Consider the following 20,868-nt stretch of genomic DNA (forward strand, 5'->3'; position numbering starts at 1 on the left):
CAGCGGGCCCGTCGCCGGGTGGGTGAGGAGAGGTGGCCTGACGCGTCGCGTCAGCTGTGACCCATGAACTGCGTCTGCTCGTCGTCCGGGTCGACGTCGGGATCGAGATCGGGGTCCGGCTCGTCCTCGATCAGCGGATTCGCGATGATTCCGCGGCCGTTCTCGTCCGGGAACGCGAAGCGACGCAGTGCCCAGAATCGGAAGACCATCTGCAGCAGATTGCCGATGACGTAGTTGAGGACGAAGTCGATGATGATCAACGCGGTGAGGGTGGTCTGTCCCTCGCGGATGTCGAAGACGTTGTTCGCGATCCAGAGCGGAGCGGCGGCGAGGATGACGCCGATGCCACTGATGGTGAAGAACAACAGCGCCTCGTGATGACGCTCGCGGCCACCACGGTTCTTGAACGACCACTCGCGGTTGAGGATGTAGCTGAGAATCGTCGCCATCACGCCGGAGAAGATCTTGGCGACGACGGGCTTCGACTCGAGCACGGTGAGGCTCAGTGAGTAGAAGATCGCGAGGTCGAACACCATCGTGGTCGCGCCGACGATCGCGAACTTGATCAGTTCGGAGTGGCGGAGGGCGATGCTTCGGAACGGCTGCGGGATACCGGCAACCACACGGTCGATCAGAGGCACGGTGACCCACTTTACGAAGAGCAGTGACCAAACACTAATCGGACTCGTGACACGATGAGCGGCGTGACAGCAGGAGACACCGTGAATTCGGACATCCCCCAGCAGACCCCGCGCACCGACCCGCCGCGGCAGCGCACCTCGTCCCTGCCCGTCGTCGCGATGGTCGGCGGAGGACAGCTCGCACGGATGACCCACCAGGCCGCGATCGAGCTGGGTCAGACCCTGCGCGTGCTCGCGGCCGGGGAGAACGATCCGGCGGCTCGGGTGAGCGCCGACGTGGTGCTCGGCGAGCACACCGATCTCGCGGCACTGCGTGCGGTCGCCGCCGGTGCCGACGCACTGACGTTCGATCACGAACACGTCCCCACCGAGCATCTCGACGTCCTCGTCGCCGAGGGCGTCAACGTCCAGCCGCCTCCCGAGGCGCTGATCTTCGCGCAGGACAAGCTGCGGATGCGCGTTCGCCTGCGGGAACTGGGACTACCGGTACCGGATTTCACGGAGGTGGCGTCCGTCGAGGACGTCGTCGCCTTCGGTGACGCCCACGACTGGCGCATCGTGATCAAGGCCGTGCGCGGCGGCTACGACGGTCGCGGCGTCTGGATGCCCGACGACGCCGACGAGGCGCGCACCGTGGTGTCCGACCAGCTCGCCGCCGGAGTGCCGCTGATGGCGGAACAGCGTGTCGACATGGCGCGCGAACTCTCGGCGATGGTCGCGCGGTCCCCGTTCGGGCAGGGAGCGACCTGGCCCGTCGTCGAGACCGTGCAGCGGTCCGGACAGTGCGCCGTCGTCATCGCACCCGCCCCCTGCCTGTCCGAGGACCTGGCTGCGGACGCCGAGCACATCGCGCTCCGCATCGCGTCCGAGCTGGGTGTGGTGGGAGTCATGGCCGTGGAGCTGTTCGAGAAGGTCGACGGCACCCTGTCGATCAACGAACTCGCAATGCGCCCGCACAACTCGGGCCACTGGACGCAGGACGGTGCCCGGACCTCGCAGTTCGAGCAGCACCTGCGCGCGGTGCTCGACTATCCCCTCGGTGACTGCGCGCCTCTCGCGCCGGTGTCCGTCATGGCCAACGTCCTCGGCGCCGAGGAGCAGCCGTCCTCGACCATGGACGAGCGGGTGCATCACCTGTTCGCGCGGATGCCCGACGCCAAGGTGCACCTCTACGACAAGGGTGAGCGCAAGGACCGCAAGATCGGCCACGTCAACATCGTGGGCCCGCGGAACGGCTCCGCGTCTGATGCCGAGCACGTCGCCGAGGTCCGGGAGCGTGCCGAGCGTGCCGCGCACTGGCTCTCGCACGGCGTCTGGACCGACGGATGGGATCCGCATCATGGATGAGAACAGCAACAGCACGGCCGTCCGGGTCGGCATCATCATGGGCAGCGACTCGGACTGGCCGGTGATGGAGGCCGCCGCCCTGGCGGTCGCCGAGTTCGGCGTCCGCTTCGAGGTGGGCGTGGTCTCCGCGCACCGGACGCCGCAGCGCATGCTCGACTACGCGCGGGACGCGGCGGACCGCGGAATCGAGGTGATCATCGCCGGCGCCGGCGGTGCCGCTCACCTGCCGGGCATGGTGGCCTCCGCGACGCCGCTCCCCGTCATCGGTGTCCCGGTTCCCCTCAAGTACCTCGACGGGATGGACTCGCTCCTGTCGATCGTCCAGATGCCGGCGGGGGTTCCCGTCGCGACGGTCTCCATCGGCGGCGCACGCAACGCCGGTCTGCTCGCCGTGCGCATTCTCGGTGCCGCCGATCCGCAGCTGCGTGGACGGATGGCCGAGTTCCAGCGCGGACTCGAGCAGATGGTGCTGGACAAGGACGAGGCGCTGCGTCGCAGTCTGCTGGAATGACCGCGTCCGCGGACTCGGTCCGTCCTCTGCACCGCACGCCCGCTGCCCTGGCCGCGGTCGTCGTCGGCGGTGCCGCGGGGACGGGTGCCCGCTACGCAGGGGAGTCCTGGGTGCCGCACTCCGGAACGGGATGGCCGTGGGCCACGTTCCTGATCAACCTGAGCGGTGCGTTCGTCCTCGGTCTGCTGCTGGAAGCGTTGGCGCGCTCGGGACCGGACGTCGGGCGGCGTCGGTGGGTGCGCCTGGTGGCGGGCACCGGCTTCTGTGGCGCGTTCACGACCTACAGCACGTTCGCCCTCGAGACGGTCGAGCTCGTCCGGGACGGCGCACCGACGACTGCACTGACCTACGCCGCCGTCGGAGTCGTGGCGGGACTGATCTGTGCCTGGGCGGGCATCGTGACCGGTGGCACCCTCCATCGGAGGCCACGCACATGACGGTCGCCGCGGTGCTGCTCGCGGGTGCGCTCGGGGCGGTGGTCCGCTTCGTCGTCGACGGCGAGGTGACGGCTCGTTTCGGTCGGCCGTTCCCCCTGGGGACTCTGATCGTCAACGTCAGTGGGTCGTTCCTTCTCGGCATCCTGGCCGGGCTCGTGCTGTTCGCCGGCCGGCCCGCCGAGTGGCAGGCCGTCGCCGGCACCGGGTTCTGCGGCGGGTACACCACGTTCAGCACCGCGAGCGTGCAGACGGTCCGACTCGTGCAGGAGGGTCGGCACCGGGCGGCCGCGGCGAACGCGGGGACCACCGTGATCGCCTCCGTCCTGGCCTGCGCCGGTGGACTGGCTCTCGTGTGGGCGGCGTCGGGTGGGAGCTCGGTGTGACGTCCTCCGGTCCGCGGGGGTCGAGCCCGCTGCGACGGGTGTCGCGCGGCAGCATCCAGTCGCTCGTCGTCACGGCCACGGCGCTCACCTGGGCTCGTCTGTGGCGCTCGCGGATCTCGTACGACGCGTCGTCGAACCTGATCGTGTGCGAGGCGATGCGAGGCGGATACGCCCGCGGCGGGACGTGTTTCGGCGGAGCGTTCCTCACCGGACACGCGCTCGTCGATCCCCGTCGACGGCGGGCGATGCTGCGCCACGAGTCCGTGCACGCCGACCAGTGGGCCCGCCACGGGTTCTCGTTCGCGATCCGGTACCTGGTGGAGGAGATGCGCCGGCCGGGCGCCGCCAACCGCTTCGAGGTGGAGGCCGGACTCGGCGACGGGGGCTATCTCACTCGAGGACCGTCGTGACCTTCTCCGTGGCGACGCGGCGATCGAGTGCCGCCGGGTCCAGCGCGGTCACCTGAACCAGTGACGCGCCGGCCGCGAGCACCGCGACGAGACCGTCGAGCAGTCCGTCGGCGTCGTCCCACGACCCGGTCGCGAGAACCCGGTCCGTCGCCGACAGTCCGCGCGCTGTTGCGCGGCCCTGTGCATCGGTCAGGACGTCCTGGACGGAGCGACCCTCCAGGGCCGGACCGGCGCCGACGGGAACGAACTGATCGCCGTGCACGCGAACCGACGTCGCGTAGTCGGTGACTCCGAGGGGGAGGTCGTCGACGGGCCGACCGAACGGGTCGAGCGACAGCGCGGCCACCTCACCGGCGTCGGCGGTCTCCACACCCGCGGCGGTCACCAGTGCGACCGCCGCGTCCGGATCGGGCCGGAGAGTCACCTCGGCGCCGACCCACCACGCGCCGAGCAGCACCGAGGCGGTCTGCCAGTGCGCGGGAAGCACGACGCTGACGACGTCGCCGGGCGACACACCGAGCTCGTCGCGGAGGAAGTTGGCCGTCTTCGCGGCCCAGTTGGCCAGAGTCAGCGCGGACAACTCGATGCGCTCACCGGTCGAGTCGTCGTAGTAGGTGATGCGCGGTCCCGCCGCGTCCGCCGCGAGGATGGGTCCGAGAAGCGCGTCCGTGAGCGTCGTGCCACCTGAGGTCATCGACGACATTCTTCCGAACGGGCCCGATCAGTTGACGCACTGGGGGCCCGTGGACCCGGCGTCGATCGGGTCGGCCGCCGCGGGAGCCGGGGTGGCGGTGTCGCCTGCGGGCGAGACACCGGCCGGAAGTGAGCCCGCCGCCGCGGGAGCGGAGTAGTCGGAGGCCAGCACGACGCGCACGGTCCCGGACGGCAGCGAGTCGTCGGTCTCGGTCCGGTCGGTGCCCACCCGCGCGGCGACGGCCGCCGCGGCGTCACCGTCCGACGACGCGGCGTACACGGTGGTCCGGTCGACGCTCGCACCCTCGTTGTTGCCGACCTCGCCCGGAACGAAGCCCTCGCCCGACAGAGTGTCGGAGACCGAGGACGCCAGACCGTCGACGCCGCTGTCGTTCGCGACGTCCACGGTGACACTCGAGGCGTCGATGTCGGGAACGGTGGGCGTCGGCGTCACGCTCTCGGACGGCGCCGCGTCGCCGATCAGGCCTCGCACCCACGTCTGGACCTCGACGGGGTCGACCGCGACGATCGACTCGCCGTAGTCGGTGACGCCGTTGATGTCCGCGACGGGAATGGTGTCGAAGGTGACCGCGCCGCCGGCGACGTCCTGCAACTTCGTGGCGAAGTCGAGGACGTCCCAGTCGTCGTCGATGGTGACGGAGCGCTGCACGGCCGACCCGAGCTGCCCCAACGTGCCGGGGTTGCTGAGCGTGCGGGCGCTGAGCACCTTGCGGACCAGCGACGCCATGAACACCTGCTGACGGACGATGCGGTCGAGATCGCCACGGGGGAGATCGTGGCGCTGGCGCACGAAGCTGAGTGCGTCGGCACCCGAGAGCGTCTGCTGCCCGGCCGCGAAGCGCGCGCCCGAGAGGGGCTCGTCGACCGGCGCGTTCAGACACACGTCGACGCCGCCGACGGCATCGGTGAGCAGGACGAATCCGAGCAGCCCGACCTCGGCGTAGTGATCGACCGTCACGCCGGTGAGGCCCGCGACGGAGTCGATGAGCGCCTTGCGGCCCGCGAGCGTCGACTCGCTGTCGGCCTCGGCGTCGGGCACCCCGCTCTCGACGAGTTCGAGGCGCTTCTCCTCCTTGGTGGCTCCGTACGCGGCATTGATCTTGCTGTCGCCGATGCCGGGCACGTTCACGTAGGCGTCGCGCGGGATGGAGATCGCCGACGCGGACGATCCGTCGTTGGGAACGCGGATCAGAATGATGGTGTCGGTGTTGTTGGCCACCTCGTCGCCGGCGCGGAGCGAGTCGAGCTCGTTCTGCGAGAGCGCGTTGCCGTGCGCGTCGGTCCTGCTGTCGGTGCCCACGAGCAGGATGTCGACCGCACCGTCGGCCCCGTCGCCGAGATCGAGGTTCGACACCGTCGCGAGGTTGCTGCGCAGCGAGTCGATGCTCTGCCATGCCACACCCGTCACCAGCAACGCGCCGGCGGAGAACAGTGCGACGGCTATCCGGCCGGCGTTGGAGTGCCCCGGCGTCCGCGAGGGGCGGTGGCTGGTCGGAGGTCGACGCCCCCGGTCGGAGCGGGTGGAGGAGCGCCGCGCACCCGGTTCCGACTCGCGAGAATCGGGTCGCCGCTGCGCACCGCGCTGTGTCCGAGGTCTGTACGGATCGCGCGGTGTCCCGGGGCCCGTCACAGAATCCGTCACGATCCCCAGGCTAACGGCAGGGTCGCCGTGCTCCGCGCAACCCGCCACGGCGTGCCACACTCTGTCGCTGTGACCACCGACGCAGAGCAGAGTTCGGACAGGACGATCGTGGTGACCGGAGCCGGAGGTCAGCTCGGTCGCCGACTCGTCGACCGCGCGCGGGACGGGTACCGCGGGGCCCGCGTGCTCGGCTTCGGATCAGCCGACCTCGACATCACGGATCCTGAGTCGATCGCCGCCGCCGTCGTGCCGGGCACCGTGGTGATCAACTGCGCAGCGCACACGGCGGTCGACGCGGCGGAGACCGAGGAGGACCGCGCCGCACTGCTGAACGAGGTGGGACCGCGCCTGCTCGCCGAGCGGTGCGCCGAGGTCGGTGCAGGTCTCGTGCACGTCTCGACCGACTACGTGTTCGCCGGAGACGCGCGGACCCCGTACGAACCCGACGATCCCACCGCGCCGGCGACGGCCTACGGGCGCACCAAGCTGGCAGGGGAACGGGCGGTCCTGGAGGCGTTGCCGTCCGCGACGATCGTGCGGACCGCGTGGGTCTACACCGGCACCGGCTCCGACTTCGTCGCCACGATGCTCCGGCTCGAGGCCGAGCGGGAGACCCTCGACGTCGTGAACGACCAGGTGGGTTCGCCGACGTACTCGGGTGATCTCGCGGACGCGCTCCTCGAGGCGGCGACGTCGCCGCGAGCGCTGCCGCAAATTCTGCACGCCACCAACGCCGGCACGGCGTCCTGGTTCGATCTCGCTCGGGCGACCTTCGAGACCGTGGGCGCCGATCCCGACCGTGTTCACCCGTGCGGCAGTGATCGCTACGTGCGGCCGGCGCCGCGTCCCGCCTACTCGGTGCTCTCGCCCGCGGCCTGGAAGGGTGCCGGGCTGACCCCGCTGCGGCCCTGGCGCGACGCCCTGACGGCCGCGCTGGCGGCTCGGGCGGTCGCGGACCCGCCCGGAGCCGCCCAGTAGGGTGACCGGCGTGAGTGCCCCCCTGGCCGTCGTGACGGTGACCTATTCGCCCGGCGAGCACCTCGACGCATTCCTCGAGTCCCTGCGGGATGCGACGACGCGGCCGGTGTCGGTGATTCTCGCGGACAACGGGTCCACCGACGGCGCGCCCGAGGCGGCCGAGGCCGCATACGACCACGTCCGACTGCTGCGCACCGGAGCGAACATAGGCTACGGCGGCGCCGCCAATCGCGCTGTCGCCGAGGTGGATCCGGCCACCGAGTTCGTCATGGTCGTCAATCCCGACGTCCAGTTCGGCCCCGGGTCGATCGACGAGCTGCTGGCGGCCGCCGAACGGCATCCGCGGGCCGGGTCGCTCGGGCCCCTCATCCTCGAGCCGGACGGTTCGCGCTACCCGTCAGCCCGCCGCGTTCCCGATCTCACGTCCGGGTCGCTGCACGCACTGCTCGGTTCGGTGTGGCCGTCGAATCCGTGGACGCAGCGCTACCGGCAGGACAACGACGAGGTCAGCGAGCGGTCGGTCGGGTGGCTGTCCGGCTCGTGTCTGTTGCTGCGCCGTGCCGCGTTCGACTCGGTGGACGGGTTCGATTCCCGGTATTTCATGTACATGGAGGACGTCGATCTCGGAGATCGCCTCGGACGAGCGGGCTGGACCAACATCTACGTGCCCACGGCCGTCGTGACGCACGCCAAAGGTCATGCCGCGGGGCGTCATCCGGAGTCGATGTTGCCGGCGCACCACCGCAGCGCCTATCGCTTCCAAGCTGATAGACACCCGCGGAGATGGCAAGCTCCTCTCCGGTGGACGTTGCGCGCCGGACTGGCGTTGCGGTCCAGGGTGGTCGTGACTGCCGCACTGCGGCAACGCGACGACACGGTGGGGTCAGGTTCGAGCACGTGAGAAGTTTCTGAGAAAGGCGATACGCGATGACTGCTCCGGCGACCGATGCCGTAGTTCTGGTCGGAGGAAAGGGCACGCGACTGCGTCCGCTCACGCTCTCCGCCCCCAAGCCGATGCTGCCCACGGCAGGTCTGCCGTTCCTCACCCATCTCCTGGCGCGCATCAAGGACGCCGGGATCGACCACGTCGTACTCGGCACGTCCTTCAAGTCGGAGGTGTTCGAGCAGCACTTCGGTGACGGCAGCGCACTCGGCCTCGAGCTCGAGTACGTGTTCGAGGAGGAGCCGATGGGCACCGGCGGCGGTATCCGCAACGTCCTGCCCCGGCTCCGCGCCGACAACGTCATGGTCTTCAACGGTGACGTGCTGGGCGGTACCGATCTGCGCGGCGTGCTCGACACCCACCGCACCACCGAGGCGGACGTCACCCTGCACCTCGTCCGCGTCGGTGACCCGCGTGCGTTCGGCTGCGTGCCCACCGACGAGTCCGGCCGCGTCACCGCGTTTCTCGAGAAGACCCAGGATCCGCCGACGGACCAGATCAACGCCGGCTGCTACGTGTTCAAGCGGGAGATCATCGAGAAGATCCCGTCCGATCGTCCGGTGTCCGTCGAGCGTGAGGTGTTCCCCGCACTGCTGGCCGAGGACAAGCGAGTCTTCGGACACGTCGACGCCGCCTACTGGCGCGACATGGGTACGCCGGAGGACTTCGTGAAGGGCTCCGCCGACCTCGTGCGCGGAATCGCACCGTCGCCTGCGCTGACGGGGACGCGGGGCGAGTCGCTGGTCCATCCCGGCGCGGGCGTCGCGCCCGGCGCGCTGCTGATCGGCGGCACGGTCGTCGGACGCGGCGCCGAGGTGGGAGCGGGCGCCCGTCTCGACGGTGCCGTCCTCTTCGACGGTGCCGTGGTCGAGGCCGGCGCGGTGGTCGAACGATCGATCCTCGGATTCGGTGCGCGCATCGGACCGCGGGCACTCGTGCGCGACGCCGTCATCGGCGACGGAGCCAACATCGGCGCGCGGTGCGAGCTGCTCCGCGGCGCCCGGGTGTGGCCCGGAGTGACGCTGCCCGACGGTGGAGTGCGCTTCTCGACCGACGTCTGAGGATCCAGGGCGTCCGAGAATCCAGGGCGTCCGAGAATCCAGGGCGCCCGAGGCTCAGCGAGCCGCCGCGCGGGAGATCATGTCCTGCAACGCGTCTCGTTCGGCGCCCGCCTCCCCGTCGGGGAGGTCGTCGACGGGCCACCACCGCAGGTCGTTCGACTCCGCGCTGCGGACGATGTGTGCACCGTCCGCAGCGCGTACGACGAAGCGCAGGTCGAGATGGCGCGTCGGCTCGCCGAGCGAACACGTGATCGGGTGTGTGTGAACGGAGAGCAGCTCCGGCTCGAGAACCAGGTCGTCGATGCCGCTCTCCTCACGCGCCTCGCGGAGAGCCGCGTCCCGGACGGTCTCGTCGTCGACCTCGCAGTGTCCGCCCAGTTGGAGCCATCGTCCGACCCGCGGGTGCAGCGTCAGGAGCACGTGGCACCCACTCCGATCCAGCACCAGCGCCGACGCGGTGACGTGACCGGCCACGTTCTCGCGGAGACAGCCACGCGGCGCACTGTCGAGGAACGCCAGCATCGTGTGGCGCATCGAGTCGTCGTGCGGCTCGATGGTCGACCAGGAACGGAGCAGTTCTCTCGCGGACTCGTGGAGGCTCTCGGCGCTCACGGACGGTTCCTCACAGTTCTCGGAACGCGGAGCCGGGCGGCGTCGGCGCGCGGGGCGACGGGGGAGTGAGCGGGTGCCCGACGGCGACGGCCCCGACGGGATGCCAGTCGGCGGGCAGATCGAGCGTCTCGCGCACGGTGTCGGCGGCGAAGATGGTCGACCCGACCCAGCAACTGCCGAGGCCGCGCGCCGCGAGGGACACCAGGAACGCCTGCACCGACGCGCCGGCCGCCACCGTGAACATGACGGTCTCCGCGGACTGCCGTTCCGCGTCCGGATAGTCGTGCGCGTCGTCGAGCACCGCGAACGCCAGAATCAGTTCCGGCGCGGTGCGCAGCAGATCACCGCGTGCCAGACGGGCCTCGATCGAGTCCGCGGTCCGTCCGTCTCCCTCGAGATCGGCGCGCCACCGCGTTGCCATCGCATCGAGCAGTGCGGTGCGCACCGTCGGTGTCCGGACGGCGACGTAGCGCATCGGGTGAGAGTGATGGGGAGCCGGCGCGGTGACGGCGTCCGCCACGGCGGCCTCGACGACAGCGGGATCGACCGGGGCCGAGTCGAACTCGCGTACCGAGCGACGGGCGGGTACCGCGCCGAGTGCACCTCGTCGCAGCGCCTCCTGCGTTCCCAACCAGAAGAGGTCGTCCTCGCCCGGACGCACCAGATCGCGGGCGGAGGAGCCGTCGTCGGCGTAGTGCAGACCCCGGACCACGGCGACGGGAACCGAGCCGAGCTTGCCCTTCACCAGATCCCCAGCGGACGCCAGCTCGTCCGCGAGCGCGACCTCGGTGACCATCAGCTCGTTGCCCTGCGCGTCGCGACCACCGGCGTACGCGTGCAGGACGGGCAACCCGGCCGATCCGATCGCGTTGTCCGTCTGGCCGTTCCGCCACGCGCGGCCCATCGTGTCGGTGACGACGACGGCGACGGCCACGCCCAGCGAACGGCGTACACCGTCGCGCAGTGCCCGGGCGGACGCGTCGGGATCCTCGGGGAGCAGGGCCAACTCGTCCGTCGACACGTTGGATCCGTCGATGCCGGACGCGGCCTGCACGATGCCGAGGCGGTTCTCGGTGATGAGCGTGCGACCGCGCTGGGCGAGGACGCGCACGGCCTCCTGCTCGACGAGGATGCGGCGCAGTGCGTCCCGCGCCTCCGGGTCGGTCGGCGCGGTCACCAGGCGTCCCTCGACCTTGGAGACGATCTTGCTCGTGACCACCAGGACATCGCCGTCGGCGAGCCACGGTGCTGCCGTGGCGACTGCTGCCACCAGGTCGTCGCCCGGCCGGAACTCGGGGAGTCCCGCGACGGGAATCACCTCGATCGAACCGCCCGGTGCATGATCGCCGGGACCGTCGGATCGGGTCACAGGACGCCCGCTGCCTCGAGCGCGGCGCGCGCCATCCGTGCGGTCACCGCGGGCTCGGTCATGAGCAGAGGTACCGCGCGCACGTCCACGCCGGGAACGTCGGCGGTGTCGGTCTCGTGAATCAGCCAGGCGTCGAGGATGCCCGCCGCCGAGCGGGCGCCGTAGTGGCGGCCGATGGCCTCGGCCGTCGTCTCCACACCGATGACGGACAGGCACTCGTCGGCCATGCCGCGCAACGGCTTGCCGTCGATGACGGGGGAGAGCCCGACGACCTTCGCGGGTGTGGTGCGCAGTGCGGAGCGGATGCCGGGCACCGCCAGGACGGCGCCGATGCTGACCACCGGGTTGGACGGTGCGAGCAGTACCGCGTCCGCGGTCTCGATCGCCTCGACGACGCCGTCCGCCGGGGTCGCCTTGTCCGCTCCGACGTACGCGAAACTGTGAGTCGTCACAGCAGCGCGGTAGCGCACCCACCACTCCTGGAAATGAACGGCCTTGTCGGTGCCGTCGTCGGGATCGGTGATCACCACGTGGGTCTCGCTGCGGTCGTCCGTGACGGGCAGCAGGCGGACACCCGGAGACCACCTGTCGCACAGGGCCTCCACGACTGCGGACAGCGGGTACCCGGTGCGGAGCATGCGCGTCCGGATCAGATGCGTCGCGATGTCGCGGTCCCCGAGCCCGAACCAGTCCGGGTGGGCCCCGTACGCCGCGAGTTCCTCCTTGACGCTCCACGTCTCGTCGCGTCGACCCCAGCCGCGCTCGGTGTCGATGCCGTCGCCGAGCGTGTACATGCAGGTGTCGAGGTCGGGTGTGATGCGCAGGCCGTGCATCCAGACGTCGTCGCCGACGTTCACCACGGCCGTGACGTCGCCGTCCGGCCCCAGCAGTTCTCGAACCCCCTGGAGGAACCGCGCGCCACCGACGCCGCCCACCACCACAGTCACCTTCATGACCCTCGACCCTAGGCGGTCGCCGTCGGCGCGATCGGGCCGGTGGGCGCGAATCACGGCGTGTCCGACGCGAAACACCGGGGAAGTCTCGCCTTCCGGGAAAACCGGAGATCGGATGGTATTGCAAATCGAGCGGTCCGCTTGACCGCGACACACCGCGGCGTGTCTAATCACAGTCATGTCATTAACGGTTCGAACAGCGGAATCGCTTGTAGCGAACCACCGTTCGAACACGTGTTCCCATGAGTCGACACGAGTTCGCGCGCTGCGTTCCGCAGCGTCACGTCCCATGGTGACACGAGGCTTCGCTCTTCGATCCGGCTTCGCGGTCGATCATCGACACAAGTGACCGACAACAACTGCGCTCGAACAGGTGAGGAGGCGGACGTGATGCCGGAACAACACCACGACCTCGGTCGACAGGAGTCCCCCGTCGGGGAACTCGACGACGTACTGCACGTGGATGCCGTGACGGAGGACGCCCCGGCGGACCCCGTGGACGGGATCGACCCGGAGGACGTTTCGGTCGACGACGTCGACCCGCCGCTCACGAGCCTCGGAATGCCTGCGCCCGCACTGCATCTGAGTCTGGTGCCGGGCGACATGGATCCGCTCGAGGATCAGTGGCAGGAGCGCGCTCTGTGCGCTCAGACCGATCCCGAGGCGTTCTTCCCGGAGAAGGGCGGCTCGACGCGCGAGGCCAAGCGCATCTGCCTCGGGTGCGAGGTGAAGGACGACTGCCTCGAGTACGCCTTGGCGCACGACGAGCGGTTCGGCATCTGGGGTGGGCTGTCCGAGCGCGAACGTCGCCGCCTCAAGCGCGGCATCATCTGACGCGTCGCGTCACCGCAGCCGCCGAACGACGCGCTGCAGGCGCCGGGGTGTCAGTCGTCCTCGGTGTCGGGGTCGACCACCTCGGGCGTGACCCCCAGGTAGGTCGCCACCTGCTCCACCAACACGTCGTGCACCAGGTCCGTCAGCTCCAGCGAGTCGTGTGCTCTCCGCTCGAGGGGCCGACGGAACAGCACGATCCGAGCCCGCGTCGTCGCTCCGCGCGTGTCCACTCCCGCCGGAACGAGTCTCGACAACGGCACCGGGCCCTCGGCCACGACCTCGGGTGGCCAGTTCACCGATTCCGGGTCCACCGCACGGATCTTCGGCACGTCGTCGACGGCGATGTCCAGTTTCGTCAGCCGGTCGTGCCACTTGCGGTCGATCTCGGCGAACGCGTCCAGCACCGCCGCATCGAACTTCTCGGCGCGAGACCTGCGTGCGGGCACCGTGTCGGGGAACAGGGTGCCGCGCATTCCGCGACCCCGCCGCGCCGCGGACCGCGAGCTGGACGCCCGATGTTCCCGTCCGGGACGGCCGCCGGCGCGGCCGCGGGGTTGAGAGGATCCGGTGAACGACACGCGCCCATGCTACGACCGTGTCCTGCGAGGCACGCCGGAGGACACGCGCTAGGGTTCGACCTGTGAGAGCTGTGCGGGGATGCTGCCGACCGGGATGCAAGAGACCGGCCGTCGCGACGTTGACGTACGTGTACTCCGACTCGACCGCCGTCGTCGGACCTCTCGCCACCGTGGACGAGCCCCATTCCTGGGATCTGTGCGAGGTGCACGGTTCGTCGATCACCGCCCCCAAGGGGTGGGAGATGGTGCGCTACGAGGGTGGGTTCTCCACGTCCAGCCCCGACGACGACGATCTGACCGCACTCGCCGAGGCCGTCCGCGAGGCCGGTGCGCGTGAGCGTCCCGCTCCGTCCCTCGGTCGACGTGGTTCGTCGTTCGACACGCGCACCTCCGCCGACGTACCGGCCGCCGCGCCGACACGCACGGGTCGACGCGGACATCTGCGCGTTCTTCCCGACCCCACCAGCTGAACGACTGTTCCTGCGCGCGGCGTCGGGCTGCAGGACTGCTCGCGCGTCGCCCCCGGGCACTAGGCTCCCAGCATGGTCTCGCCGACTCGTCGTCGTGCGTGATCCGTCCGGTTCGTCCCAGATGCAGGAGTGTGCAGTGGCCCGACCAGCTGACCTGGTTCACAGCGTCATCAAGGCGTACGACGTGCGCGGTGTCGTCGGAGAGCAGATCGACGAGGACTTCGTCGCCGACGTGGGGGCCGCCTTCGCGAGACTCGTACGCGGCGAGGGCGTCTCGCAGCGCGTCGTGGTCGGGCACGACATGCGCGACTCGTCTCCCGCACTGTCGGCCGCCTTCGCGCGAGGGGTGACCTCACAGGGTCTCGACGTCGTTCTCATCGGCCTCGCGTCGACCGACCAGCTCTACTTCGCCTCCGGTCGGCTCGACTGCCCCGGTGCGATGTTCACCGCCAGCCACAACCCGGCGAAGTACAACGGGATCAAGCTGTGCCGGGCCGGCGCGAAGCCCGTCGGCCAGGACTCGGGACTCGCCACCATCTCTGCCGAGATCATCGACGGCGTCCCGACGTTCGACGGTGCGCCGGGCACGATCAGCGAGCAGGACGTGCTCGCGGACTACGCCACGTTCGTGCGCGACCTCGTGGACATCAGCGACATCCGTCCGCTGTCGGTCGCGGTGGACGCCGGCAACGGCATGGGCGGGCACACGGTGCCCGCGGTCCTGGACCCGACGTCGGTGACCGTGCACCCCCTGTACTTCGAACTCGACGGCACGTTCCCCAACCACGAGGCGAACCCGCTGGAGCCGGCGAACCTCGTCGATCTGCAGAAGTTCGTCACCGAGACGGGCGCGGACATCGGCCTCGCGTTCGACGGCGACGCGGACCGCTGCTTCGTGGTGGACGAGCGCGGCGAGCCCGTCTCACCGTCCGCGATCACCGCGCTGGTGGCCGAGCGGGAGCTGGGCAAGCACCCCTCATCGACCATCATCCACAACCTCATCACCTCACGGTCGGTGCCCGAGTTGGTGGAGCTGCTCGGCGGTACCGCCGTGCGCACCCGGGTCGGCCACTCGTTCATCAAGGCACTGATGGCCGAGACCGGCGCGGTGTTCGGCGGCGAGCACTCGGCGCACTACTACTTCCGCGACTTCTGGGGCGCCGATTCGGGCATGCTCGCAGCGCTGCACGTGCTCGCCGCGCTCGGGACACAGGACGAGCCGTTGTCCGCCCTGATGCGCAAGTACGAGGTGTACGCGGCATCGGGCGAGATCAACTCGACGGTGGCCGACGCTCGTGAGCGCACCGCCGCGGTGGTCGCGGCGTTTGCCGATCGCACCGTCTCCACCGACGAACTGGACGGTGTGACGGTCGATCTCGGTGACAGCGCGTGGTTCAACCTCCGCGCCTCCAACACCGAGCCCCTGCTCCGACTCAATGTCGAGGCACGCACCCCCGAGGACGTGGACCGCCTGACGACGGAGATCCTGAGCATCGTCCGCGCGTGACGGTTGCGGACTGACATAGTGGGGGATACGGAACGAGAGAGGCGGGTGAGGTGCCCATGACTGCTCCTTCGGCGTACGTCGATCTCGACGACGCGAGCGCGATACTGGCTGCGGACTCGTTGGGCGCACTGCACTCCGCCGCGCTGGCCGGCGCACAGATCCGCGCCACCGCGTCCGCCGTCCGCGAGGGCCTGCTGGCGCCGCTGGACGGTCTGCGTCCCCGCAGTGTCGTGCTCGTCGCCGCGTCCGGTCCCGCCCGGAGGGCGTCGGCGCTGGTCGCCGCGGTCCTCGCTCCGACCGCCGGCGTGCCGGTCGTCTCGCTCGCCGCGACCCCGCCGTGGGTCGGACCCCTGGACGTCGTGGTCGTGGCCGGCGACGACGCCGGCGATCCGGCCATCGCGGAGTCCGTCGCCGCCGGGGTACGTCGGCGCGCCGAGGTCGTGGTGGCCGTACCGGACGAGGGTCCTGTCGCGGACGCCGGTGCCGGCCGGGTGGTGTCCTTCCCGCCGCGAGTCCGTGTCCTCGATCGCAACTCCTACGCCCGGCACGTCGCGGTGATGGCCGCGGTACTCGCTGCGGTGGACCCGGCGTCGTCGGTCGGTGACCTCGACGCGGTGGCCGACGCGGTGGACGCGGAGGCCATGCGGCACCACGCGTCCGTCGAGGTGTTCCAGAATCCCGCGAAAGGTCTGGCGTCCCGGATGGCGGGTCGTCGGGTCCTCATGACCGGTGACGGCGTGGTGGCGACCGAGGTGGCCCGGCACGGAGCCGCGTCCCTGCTGCGGGCCGCGGGCGTCGTGGCGGCGGCCACCGAACTCTCCGATGCCGTCGGTGTGATCCACGACCTCGGCGCGATCGGTGGGGACTCCGCCGAGAGCGGCAGTGTCGACTACGACCCGCTGTTCCACGACGACCAACTCGACGGTCCGCCCCCGGCCGATCCCGTTCGGGTGTTCACCGTGTCGACCGACCCCGACGACAGTCTGGTCCGCCGGCGGGTGGCCGTCCTGGGTGAGGTCGACGTGGTGCGCGCCGACGACGACGGTGGTCCCCGCACGGATCTGGAGGCGCCCGCGCCCGCCGCGGTGCCCGGTCCCACGACGCCGGTCGGGGCGTCGCTGCGCAGGGCGCTCGTCCTGGCGGTGCGGATCGAGGCCGCGGCGGCCTATCTCCAACTCTCGAATTCTCAGGCCTCGGGAGGCAGGGAGTGACCCCAGCCGTGTCCGGGTTCGCAGCGATGACGACGGCAGGTGGTGGTCGGTGAATCTCCTCGACGGAACAGCACGGTCCTACGCGTGGGGTTCGCGCACGGCTCTCGCCGAACTGCGCGGCGTGCCCGCACCCACCCGGCATCCCGAGGCGGAGTTGTGGTTCGGTGCTCATCCGGGCGACCCGGCGCATCTCGTCACGCCGCGCGGTCGGGTCTCGCTTCTCGAGGCCATCGACTCCGATCCGACCGGACTGCTCGGAACCGGTGTGGTGGAGCGGCACGGTCCGCGCCTGCCGTTCCTCGTGAAGTTCCTGGCGGCCGAGGAGCCGCTGTCGCTGCAGGCTCACCCCTCCTCGGACCAGGCGCGCGAGGGTTTCCGACGGGAGAACGCCGCGGGCGTGCCCCTCGACGCCTCCGTCCGGAACTACAAGGACGCCAGCCACAAGCCCGAGCTCGTGGTCGCCCTGACGGAGTTCGACGCGCTCGCCGGGTTCCGCAGTCCCGCCGAGACGGTGGAGCTGTTCGGTCGGCTCGATGCGGACGAGCTGCGTCCCTACACCGAGATGCTTGCCGCGCAACCGGATTCGAGCGGCCTGCGCACCCTCTTCACCTCATGGATCACTCTGCCGCAGCGGGCGTTGGACTCCGTGCTGCCGGCCGTTCTGGACGCGTGCGTCCGCGCTCTCGAACGTGCCGAGAAGACCGGGGACCGCACCTTCGTGCCGGAACTGCGCACCGCACTGGAATTGGGGGAGTACTACCCCGGCGATGCGGGCGTGCTCGCGGCGTTGCTGCTCAACCGGGTCACGCTGCAGCCGGGCGAAGCTCTGTACCTGGACGCCGGAAACCTCCACGCGTACCTGCGCGGAACCGCGGTGGAGATCATGGCCAACTCGGACAACGTGTTGCGTGGGGGACTCACGCCCAAGCACGTCGACGTCCCGGAACTGTTGCGGGTGCTCGACTTCGAGCCGCTCGACTCACCGGTCCTCGTCGCCGACACCAGCCGTCCGCACGTGGTGCGCTATCCCACGCCGGCACCGGAGTTCGCACTCGTCGGTGTCGAATTGTCCGCGGCGTCCGGCGACGGTGAGCCGTGGACGCTCGCGCACGACGGTGACGCCGCGCCGCGCATCGTCCTGTGTGTCGACGGTCGGGTACAGGTCTCCTCGGGTGAGTCCACCCTGGTCGTGGAGCGGGGAAGTGCCGTCTGGATCGCCGCGTCCGATCCGGACCCGCAGCTGTGTGCTCTCACCGACTCGGCTCGCGTGTTCGTGGCGGGCGTCGGCGGGATCTGACGGCCCCGACACGCTGGCGGATACGTCCCGCCTAGTTCAGTGTTCGTGTGACGATGACCTCGGGCGGTCGACGGCCGCCCGGAGGACGTGAGGAGTTTCGACGGTGACCATCGACGGCAAGGACGCACCCGGTTCGCGCAACACCGGTCTGCGCAGAACGAAGTCCATCGAGCAGTCGATGCGCGACACGGACGAGCCGGACACGAAACTTCGCAAGAGCCTGTCATCGTGGGATCTCACCGTCTTCGGTGTCGCGGTCGCCGTGGGTGCGGGCATCTTCACCCTGACGGCGCGCACCGCCGGGAACGTCGCGGGCCCGTCCGTCTCGCTCGCTTTCGTGTTCGCCGCGATCGCGTGCGGACTCGCCGCGCTCTGCTACGCCGAGTTCGCCTCGACGGTGCCGGTCGCGGGCAGCGCGTACACGTTCTCGTACGCCACTTTCGGAGAGTTCGTCGCGTGGATCATCGGCTGGGACCTGATCCTGGAGTTCGCCCTCGCGTCGGCCGTCGTGGCGAAGGGCTGGTCCCTGTACCTCGGTGAGGTACTCGGGACGTCGTCGCCCGTGGTGTCCATCGGCGGACTCGACGTCGACTGGGGTGCCCTGGTCATCGTCGCGGTGCTCACCGTCCTGCTCGCGACGGGTGTGAAGATCTCCTCGCGCGTCTCCCTCGTCATCACCGCGATCAAGGTGGGCGTCGTGCTGCTCATCGTCGTGGTCGGAGCGTTCTACATCAAAGCGGCGAACTACTCGCCCTACATCCCGCCCGCCGTCCCCGCCGAGAAGGAGTCGGGCCTCACCCAGTCGCTGTTCTCCTTCGTCACCGGCGCCGAGGGCAGCAACTTCGGCTGGTACGGACTCCTGGCCGCCGCGAGTCTCGTGTTCTTCGCGTTCATCGGCTTCGACGTGGTGGCCACCACGGCCGAGGAGGCGTCCGATCCGCAGAAGGCCCTGCCGCGCGGAATCCTGGGCTCGCTCCTGATCGTCACGATCCTGTACGTCGCGGTCACCCTGGTGCTGACCGGAATGGTGAAGTACACCGAACTCGGTGGCGAGGGCGCGACCCTGGCCACGGCGTTCGAACTTAACGGCATCACCTGGGCGTCGAAGGTGATCTCCTTCGGTGCGCTGGCCGGACTCACGACCGTGGTCATGGTGCTCATGCTGGGACAGTCGCGCGTGCTCTTCGCGATGTCGCGCGACGGTCTGATGCCGCGTCGTCTCGCGAAGACGGGGAGCCGTGGCACCCCGGTGCGCATCACCGTGCTCGTCGGCATCGTGGTCGGCCTTCTCGCGGCGTTCTTCCCCATCGGGACGCTCGAGGAGATGGTCAACATCGGCACCCTGTTCGCCTTCGTCCTGGTCTCCATCGGTGTCGTCGTCCTGCGTCGAACCCGTCCCGACCTGAAGCGCGGCTTCCGCGTCCCCCTGGTTCCGCTGGTGCCGATCCTCGCCGTGCTGGCCTGCGTGTGGCTGATGCTGAACCTGTCGGTGGAGACGTGGCTGCGGTTCGTCGTCTGGATGGCGCTCGGAGTCGTGGTGTACTTCGGCTACAGCCGCCGCCACTCGGTGCTCGGAGCCCGGCAGCATGCGGATGACACCCACTAGTCACCATATTTCGCGCCGATAACGGACCGATCTCACCATTCGGATCGTCGGACCGTCGCGCTACTTGCTCTACACTCGGATTCGAGACCGAAAGTTTGTTTCTGCGGTGGGCACGAGTCCGCCACGGAGTCCACTCGATGTCGAGGAGTTGACGTATGGCGCGGCGGTGGCACGACCCGAAGAAGCTGCTCTGGCTGCTGGGGATCTTGGCGCCCGCCTCGGCACTGCTGCCGTCCCAACTGGTTCTGCACACGGGGGTGTCGGCCTTCTGGTGGAGCGGCGCGATGCTGTTCTTCCTGGTCATCCCCGTGGTCGACGCGCTGGCGGGGGAGGACGGCAACAATCCGTCCGACGCGCAGGTGCAGGACCTGCAGCACGACCGTTTCTACCGGTGGTGCACGTTCCTGTTCCTTCCGGTGCAGTACGCGGGGCTCGGTGTCGCGTGCTACCTCGTCACCTTCGGCACCCTGTCCGCCGTCGACAAGATCGGGTACGCGGTCAGTGTCGGTCTCGTCGCCGGCATCGGGATCAACGCGGCGCACGAGCTCGGTCATCGGGTGGAGAGCACCGAGCGCTGGCTGGCCAAGATCGCTCTGGCGCAGAGCCTGTACGGCCATTTTCACGTCGAACACAACCGCGGACACCATGCGCGTGTCGCGACGCCCGCCGACCCGGCCAGCGCGCGCATGGGCGAGTCCCTCTACCGGTTCCTGTCCCGCAGTGTCAGCGGCGGCCTCGTGTCCTCCTGGGAGCTGGAGAAGCAGCGTCTCGAGCGCAAGGGCAGCGGCGTGTGGACGATCCGCAACAACGTGCTCAACGCGTGGGCGATGTCCGCTGCACTCTTCGGTGTCCTGGTCGCCGTCTTCGGCGTCGGCATCCTGCCGTTCCTCGTGCTCCAGGCGGTGGTCGGCGTGATGACCCTCGAGTCCGTCAACTACATCGAGCACTACGGGCTGCTCCGGGGACGGACACCCACGGGCCGGTACGAGCGGTGCGCGCCGCGGCACAGCTGGAACAGCGATCGGATCGTCACCAACATCTTCCTGTACCACCTGCAGCGGCACAGCGACCATCATGCGAACCCGGGCCGCCGGTTCCAGACGTTGCGCACCTTCGACGAGGCGCCGCAACTGCCGGCCGGCTACGCGACGATGGTCGTCCTCGCGGCCGTCCCGCCCCTGTGGCGTCGCGTGATGGACCCCAGGGTCGTCGCGCACTACGACGGCGACGTCACCCGCGCGAACCTGCAGCCGAGCGCCCGCGCTCGACTGGAACGGCGCTGGGCGACCGTTCCCGAACGCGCCGCCGCCGCCTGACCCGTCGGCGCGAGACGACGGAACCGGACACGTCGTGGCCCCGACCCA

22 protein-coding genes are annotated in these 20,868 nt (G+C 69.9%); 15 read left to right on the top strand and 7 right to left on the bottom strand.

Going from position 1 to position 20,868, the window contains the following annotated elements; translation table 11 throughout:
• Positions 1-50: 50 nt before the first annotated feature.
• On the bottom strand, positions 51-641 hold the full coding sequence (locus tag QRN16_RS18295; protein ID WP_037186749.1) for a GtrA family protein: 591 nt from the start codon (positions 639-641) through the stop codon (positions 51-53).
• A gap of 54 nt (positions 642-695) precedes the next feature.
• On the opposite strand from QRN16_RS18295, the gene QRN16_RS18300 reads away from it, so the two are divergent.
• Genes QRN16_RS18300 through QRN16_RS18320 form a run of 5 tightly spaced genes read left to right on the top strand, consistent with a single transcriptional unit; the run spans position 696 to position 3,729 of the window.
• Entirely contained in the window at positions 696-1,988 is a 1,293-nt protein-coding gene (locus QRN16_RS18300) for a 5-(carboxyamino)imidazole ribonucleotide synthase (RefSeq protein ID WP_502944014.1), read from the top strand.
• Positions 1,981-2,499, top strand: coding sequence for a 5-(carboxyamino)imidazole ribonucleotide mutase (purE, locus tag QRN16_RS18305; RefSeq protein WP_027506889.1), 519 nt, complete (start codon positions 1,981-1,983; stop codon positions 2,497-2,499). Before QRN16_RS18300 ends, purE begins: the two co-directional genes overlap by 8 nt.
• Entirely contained in the window at positions 2,496-2,936 is a 441-nt protein-coding gene (crcB, locus tag QRN16_RS18310; protein WP_222650409.1) for a fluoride efflux transporter CrcB, read from the top strand. The genes purE and crcB (QRN16_RS18310) overlap by 4 nt, the downstream gene beginning before the upstream one ends.
• Positions 2,933-3,319, top strand: coding sequence for a fluoride efflux transporter CrcB (gene crcB / locus QRN16_RS18315; protein WP_027506888.1), 387 nt, complete (start codon positions 2,933-2,935; stop codon positions 3,317-3,319). Before crcB (QRN16_RS18310) ends, crcB (QRN16_RS18315) begins: the two co-directional genes overlap by 4 nt.
• Positions 3,316-3,729, top strand: coding sequence for a hypothetical protein (locus QRN16_RS18320; RefSeq protein WP_231476447.1), 414 nt, complete (start codon positions 3,316-3,318; stop codon positions 3,727-3,729). Before crcB (QRN16_RS18315) ends, QRN16_RS18320 begins: the two co-directional genes overlap by 4 nt.
• Here QRN16_RS18320 and QRN16_RS18325 read toward each other — a convergent pair.
• Together QRN16_RS18325 and QRN16_RS18330 are read right to left on the bottom strand one after the other, a co-directional pair.
• On the bottom strand, positions 3,710-4,423 hold the full coding sequence (locus QRN16_RS18325; RefSeq protein WP_285188814.1) for a TIGR03089 family protein: 714 nt from the start codon (positions 4,421-4,423) through the stop codon (positions 3,710-3,712). The genes QRN16_RS18320 and QRN16_RS18325 overlap by 20 nt on opposite strands.
• 27 nt (positions 4,424-4,450) lie before the next feature.
• The gene (locus QRN16_RS18330; protein WP_027506885.1) at positions 4,451-5,887 is read right to left on the bottom strand and encodes an LCP family protein; all 1,437 of its coding nucleotides are present in this window, start codon (positions 5,885-5,887) and stop codon (positions 4,451-4,453) included.
• 267 nt (positions 5,888-6,154) lie between these two features.
• On the opposite strand from QRN16_RS18330, the gene rfbD reads away from it, so the two are divergent.
• Genes rfbD through manB form a run of 3 tightly spaced genes read left to right on the top strand, consistent with a single transcriptional unit; the run spans position 6,155 to position 9,067 of the window.
• Positions 6,155-7,063, top strand: coding sequence for a dTDP-4-dehydrorhamnose reductase (rfbD, locus tag QRN16_RS18335; protein ID WP_285188816.1), 909 nt, complete (start codon positions 6,155-6,157; stop codon positions 7,061-7,063).
• A 10-nt stretch (positions 7,064-7,073) separates the two neighbouring features.
• Positions 7,074-7,964, top strand: coding sequence for a glycosyltransferase family 2 protein (locus QRN16_RS18340; protein WP_222638682.1), 891 nt, complete (start codon positions 7,074-7,076; stop codon positions 7,962-7,964).
• Positions 7,965-7,990: 26 nt separating this feature from the next.
• On the top strand, positions 7,991-9,067 hold the full coding sequence (gene manB / locus QRN16_RS18345) for a mannose-1-phosphate guanylyltransferase (RefSeq protein WP_027506882.1): 1,077 nt from the start codon (positions 7,991-7,993) through the stop codon (positions 9,065-9,067).
• Positions 9,068-9,121: 54 nt separating this feature from the next.
• Here the strand turns inward: manB and QRN16_RS18350 are convergent, their stop codons facing one another.
• Genes QRN16_RS18350 through cofD form a run of 3 tightly spaced genes read right to left on the bottom strand, consistent with a single transcriptional unit; the run spans position 9,122 to position 12,001 of the window.
• Positions 9,122-9,679: an NUDIX hydrolase gene (locus tag QRN16_RS18350; RefSeq protein ID WP_285188819.1), complete on the bottom strand. Its 558-nt coding sequence runs from the start codon at positions 9,677-9,679 to the stop codon at positions 9,122-9,124.
• Positions 9,680-9,689: 10 nt separating this feature from the next.
• A complete protein-coding gene (locus QRN16_RS18355; protein WP_285188822.1) occupies positions 9,690-11,048 on the bottom strand; it encodes a coenzyme F420-0:L-glutamate ligase in 1,359 nt (452 codons plus the stop codon).
• Positions 11,045-12,001, bottom strand: coding sequence for a 2-phospho-L-lactate transferase (gene cofD, locus QRN16_RS18360; protein ID WP_027506879.1), 957 nt, complete (start codon positions 11,999-12,001; stop codon positions 11,045-11,047). Before cofD ends, QRN16_RS18355 begins: the two co-directional genes overlap by 4 nt.
• Positions 12,002-12,604: 603 nt before the next feature.
• Here cofD and QRN16_RS18365 point away from each other — a divergent pair.
• On the top strand, positions 12,605-12,835 hold the full coding sequence (locus QRN16_RS18365) for a WhiB family transcriptional regulator (protein ID WP_197027846.1): 231 nt from the start codon (positions 12,605-12,607) through the stop codon (positions 12,833-12,835).
• Positions 12,836-12,885: 50 nt separating this feature from the next.
• Here the strand turns inward: QRN16_RS18365 and QRN16_RS18370 are convergent, their stop codons facing one another.
• On the bottom strand, positions 12,886-13,308 hold the full coding sequence (locus QRN16_RS18370; protein ID WP_051613606.1) for a metallopeptidase family protein: 423 nt from the start codon (positions 13,306-13,308) through the stop codon (positions 12,886-12,888).
• Between the two features lie 167 nt (positions 13,309-13,475).
• On the opposite strand from QRN16_RS18370, the gene QRN16_RS18375 reads away from it, so the two are divergent.
• The 6 genes from QRN16_RS18375 to QRN16_RS18400 all read left to right on the top strand — a co-directional run bounded on the left by QRN16_RS18375 (position 13,476) and on the right by QRN16_RS18400 (position 20,820).
• On the top strand, positions 13,476-13,883 hold the full coding sequence (locus QRN16_RS18375) for a DUF3499 domain-containing protein (protein ID WP_200933827.1): 408 nt from the start codon (positions 13,476-13,478) through the stop codon (positions 13,881-13,883).
• 136 nt (positions 13,884-14,019) lie between these two features.
• A complete protein-coding gene (locus QRN16_RS18380; protein WP_056448043.1) occupies positions 14,020-15,390 on the top strand; it encodes a phosphomannomutase/phosphoglucomutase in 1,371 nt (456 codons plus the stop codon).
• A 56-nt stretch (positions 15,391-15,446) separates the two neighbouring features.
• Positions 15,447-16,601, top strand: a complete 1,155-nt coding sequence (locus QRN16_RS18385; RefSeq protein ID WP_285188828.1) for a tobH protein — start codon at positions 15,447-15,449, stop codon at positions 16,599-16,601.
• Positions 16,602-16,650: 49 nt separating this feature from the next.
• Positions 16,651-17,898 carry a mannose-6-phosphate isomerase, class I gene (gene manA, locus QRN16_RS18390; protein WP_285188831.1) on the top strand — a complete coding sequence of 416 codons (1,248 nt, stop codon included), beginning with the start codon at positions 16,651-16,653 and terminating at the stop codon, positions 17,896-17,898.
• Between the two features lie 178 nt (positions 17,899-18,076).
• Positions 18,077-19,504 carry an amino acid permease gene (locus QRN16_RS18395; protein ID WP_222628507.1) on the top strand — a complete coding sequence of 476 codons (1,428 nt, stop codon included), beginning with the start codon at positions 18,077-18,079 and terminating at the stop codon, positions 19,502-19,504.
• 155 nt (positions 19,505-19,659) lie between these two features.
• Positions 19,660-20,820: an alkane 1-monooxygenase gene (locus QRN16_RS18400; RefSeq protein WP_222650418.1), complete on the top strand. Its 1,161-nt coding sequence runs from the start codon at positions 19,660-19,662 to the stop codon at positions 20,818-20,820.
• Positions 20,821-20,868 lie beyond the last annotated feature (48 nt).

Origin of the sequence: Rhodococcus sp. MEB041 (genome assembly GCF_030208955.1) — a bacterium.
Lineage (GTDB): Bacteria > Actinomycetota > Actinomycetes > Mycobacteriales > Mycobacteriaceae > Rhodococcoides.

Excerpts from the sequence above, each read along its gene's own strand:
- QRN16_RS18300 (WP_502944014.1), top strand. The coding sequence starts at position 696 with ATGAGCGGCGTGACAGCAGGAGACACCGTGAATTCGGACATCCCCCAG.
- crcB (WP_222650409.1), top strand. The coding sequence starts at position 2,496 with ATGACCGCGTCCGCGGACTCGGTCCGTCCTCTGCACCGCACGCCCGCT.
- QRN16_RS18370 (WP_051613606.1), bottom strand. The coding sequence starts at position 13,308 with ATGCGCGGCACCCTGTTCCCCGACACGGTGCCCGCACGCAGGTCTCGC.
- QRN16_RS18365 (WP_197027846.1), top strand. The coding sequence starts at position 12,605 with ATGGATCCGCTCGAGGATCAGTGGCAGGAGCGCGCTCTGTGCGCTCAG.
- QRN16_RS18385 (WP_285188828.1), top strand. The coding sequence starts at position 15,447 with ATGACTGCTCCTTCGGCGTACGTCGATCTCGACGACGCGAGCGCGATA.
- cofD (WP_027506879.1), bottom strand. The coding sequence starts at position 12,001 with ATGAAGGTGACTGTGGTGGTGGGCGGCGTCGGTGGCGCGCGGTTCCTC.
- QRN16_RS18395 (WP_222628507.1), top strand. The coding sequence starts at position 18,077 with ATGCGCGACACGGACGAGCCGGACACGAAACTTCGCAAGAGCCTGTCA.
- purE (WP_027506889.1), top strand. The coding sequence starts at position 1,981 with ATGGATGAGAACAGCAACAGCACGGCCGTCCGGGTCGGCATCATCATG.
- manB (WP_027506882.1), top strand. The coding sequence starts at position 7,991 with ATGACTGCTCCGGCGACCGATGCCGTAGTTCTGGTCGGAGGAAAGGGC.
- crcB (WP_027506888.1), top strand. The coding sequence starts at position 2,933 with ATGACGGTCGCCGCGGTGCTGCTCGCGGGTGCGCTCGGGGCGGTGGTC.
- QRN16_RS18400 (WP_222650418.1), top strand. The coding sequence starts at position 19,660 with ATGGCGCGGCGGTGGCACGACCCGAAGAAGCTGCTCTGGCTGCTGGGG.
- QRN16_RS18325 (WP_285188814.1), bottom strand. The coding sequence starts at position 4,423 with ATGACCTCAGGTGGCACGACGCTCACGGACGCGCTTCTCGGACCCATC.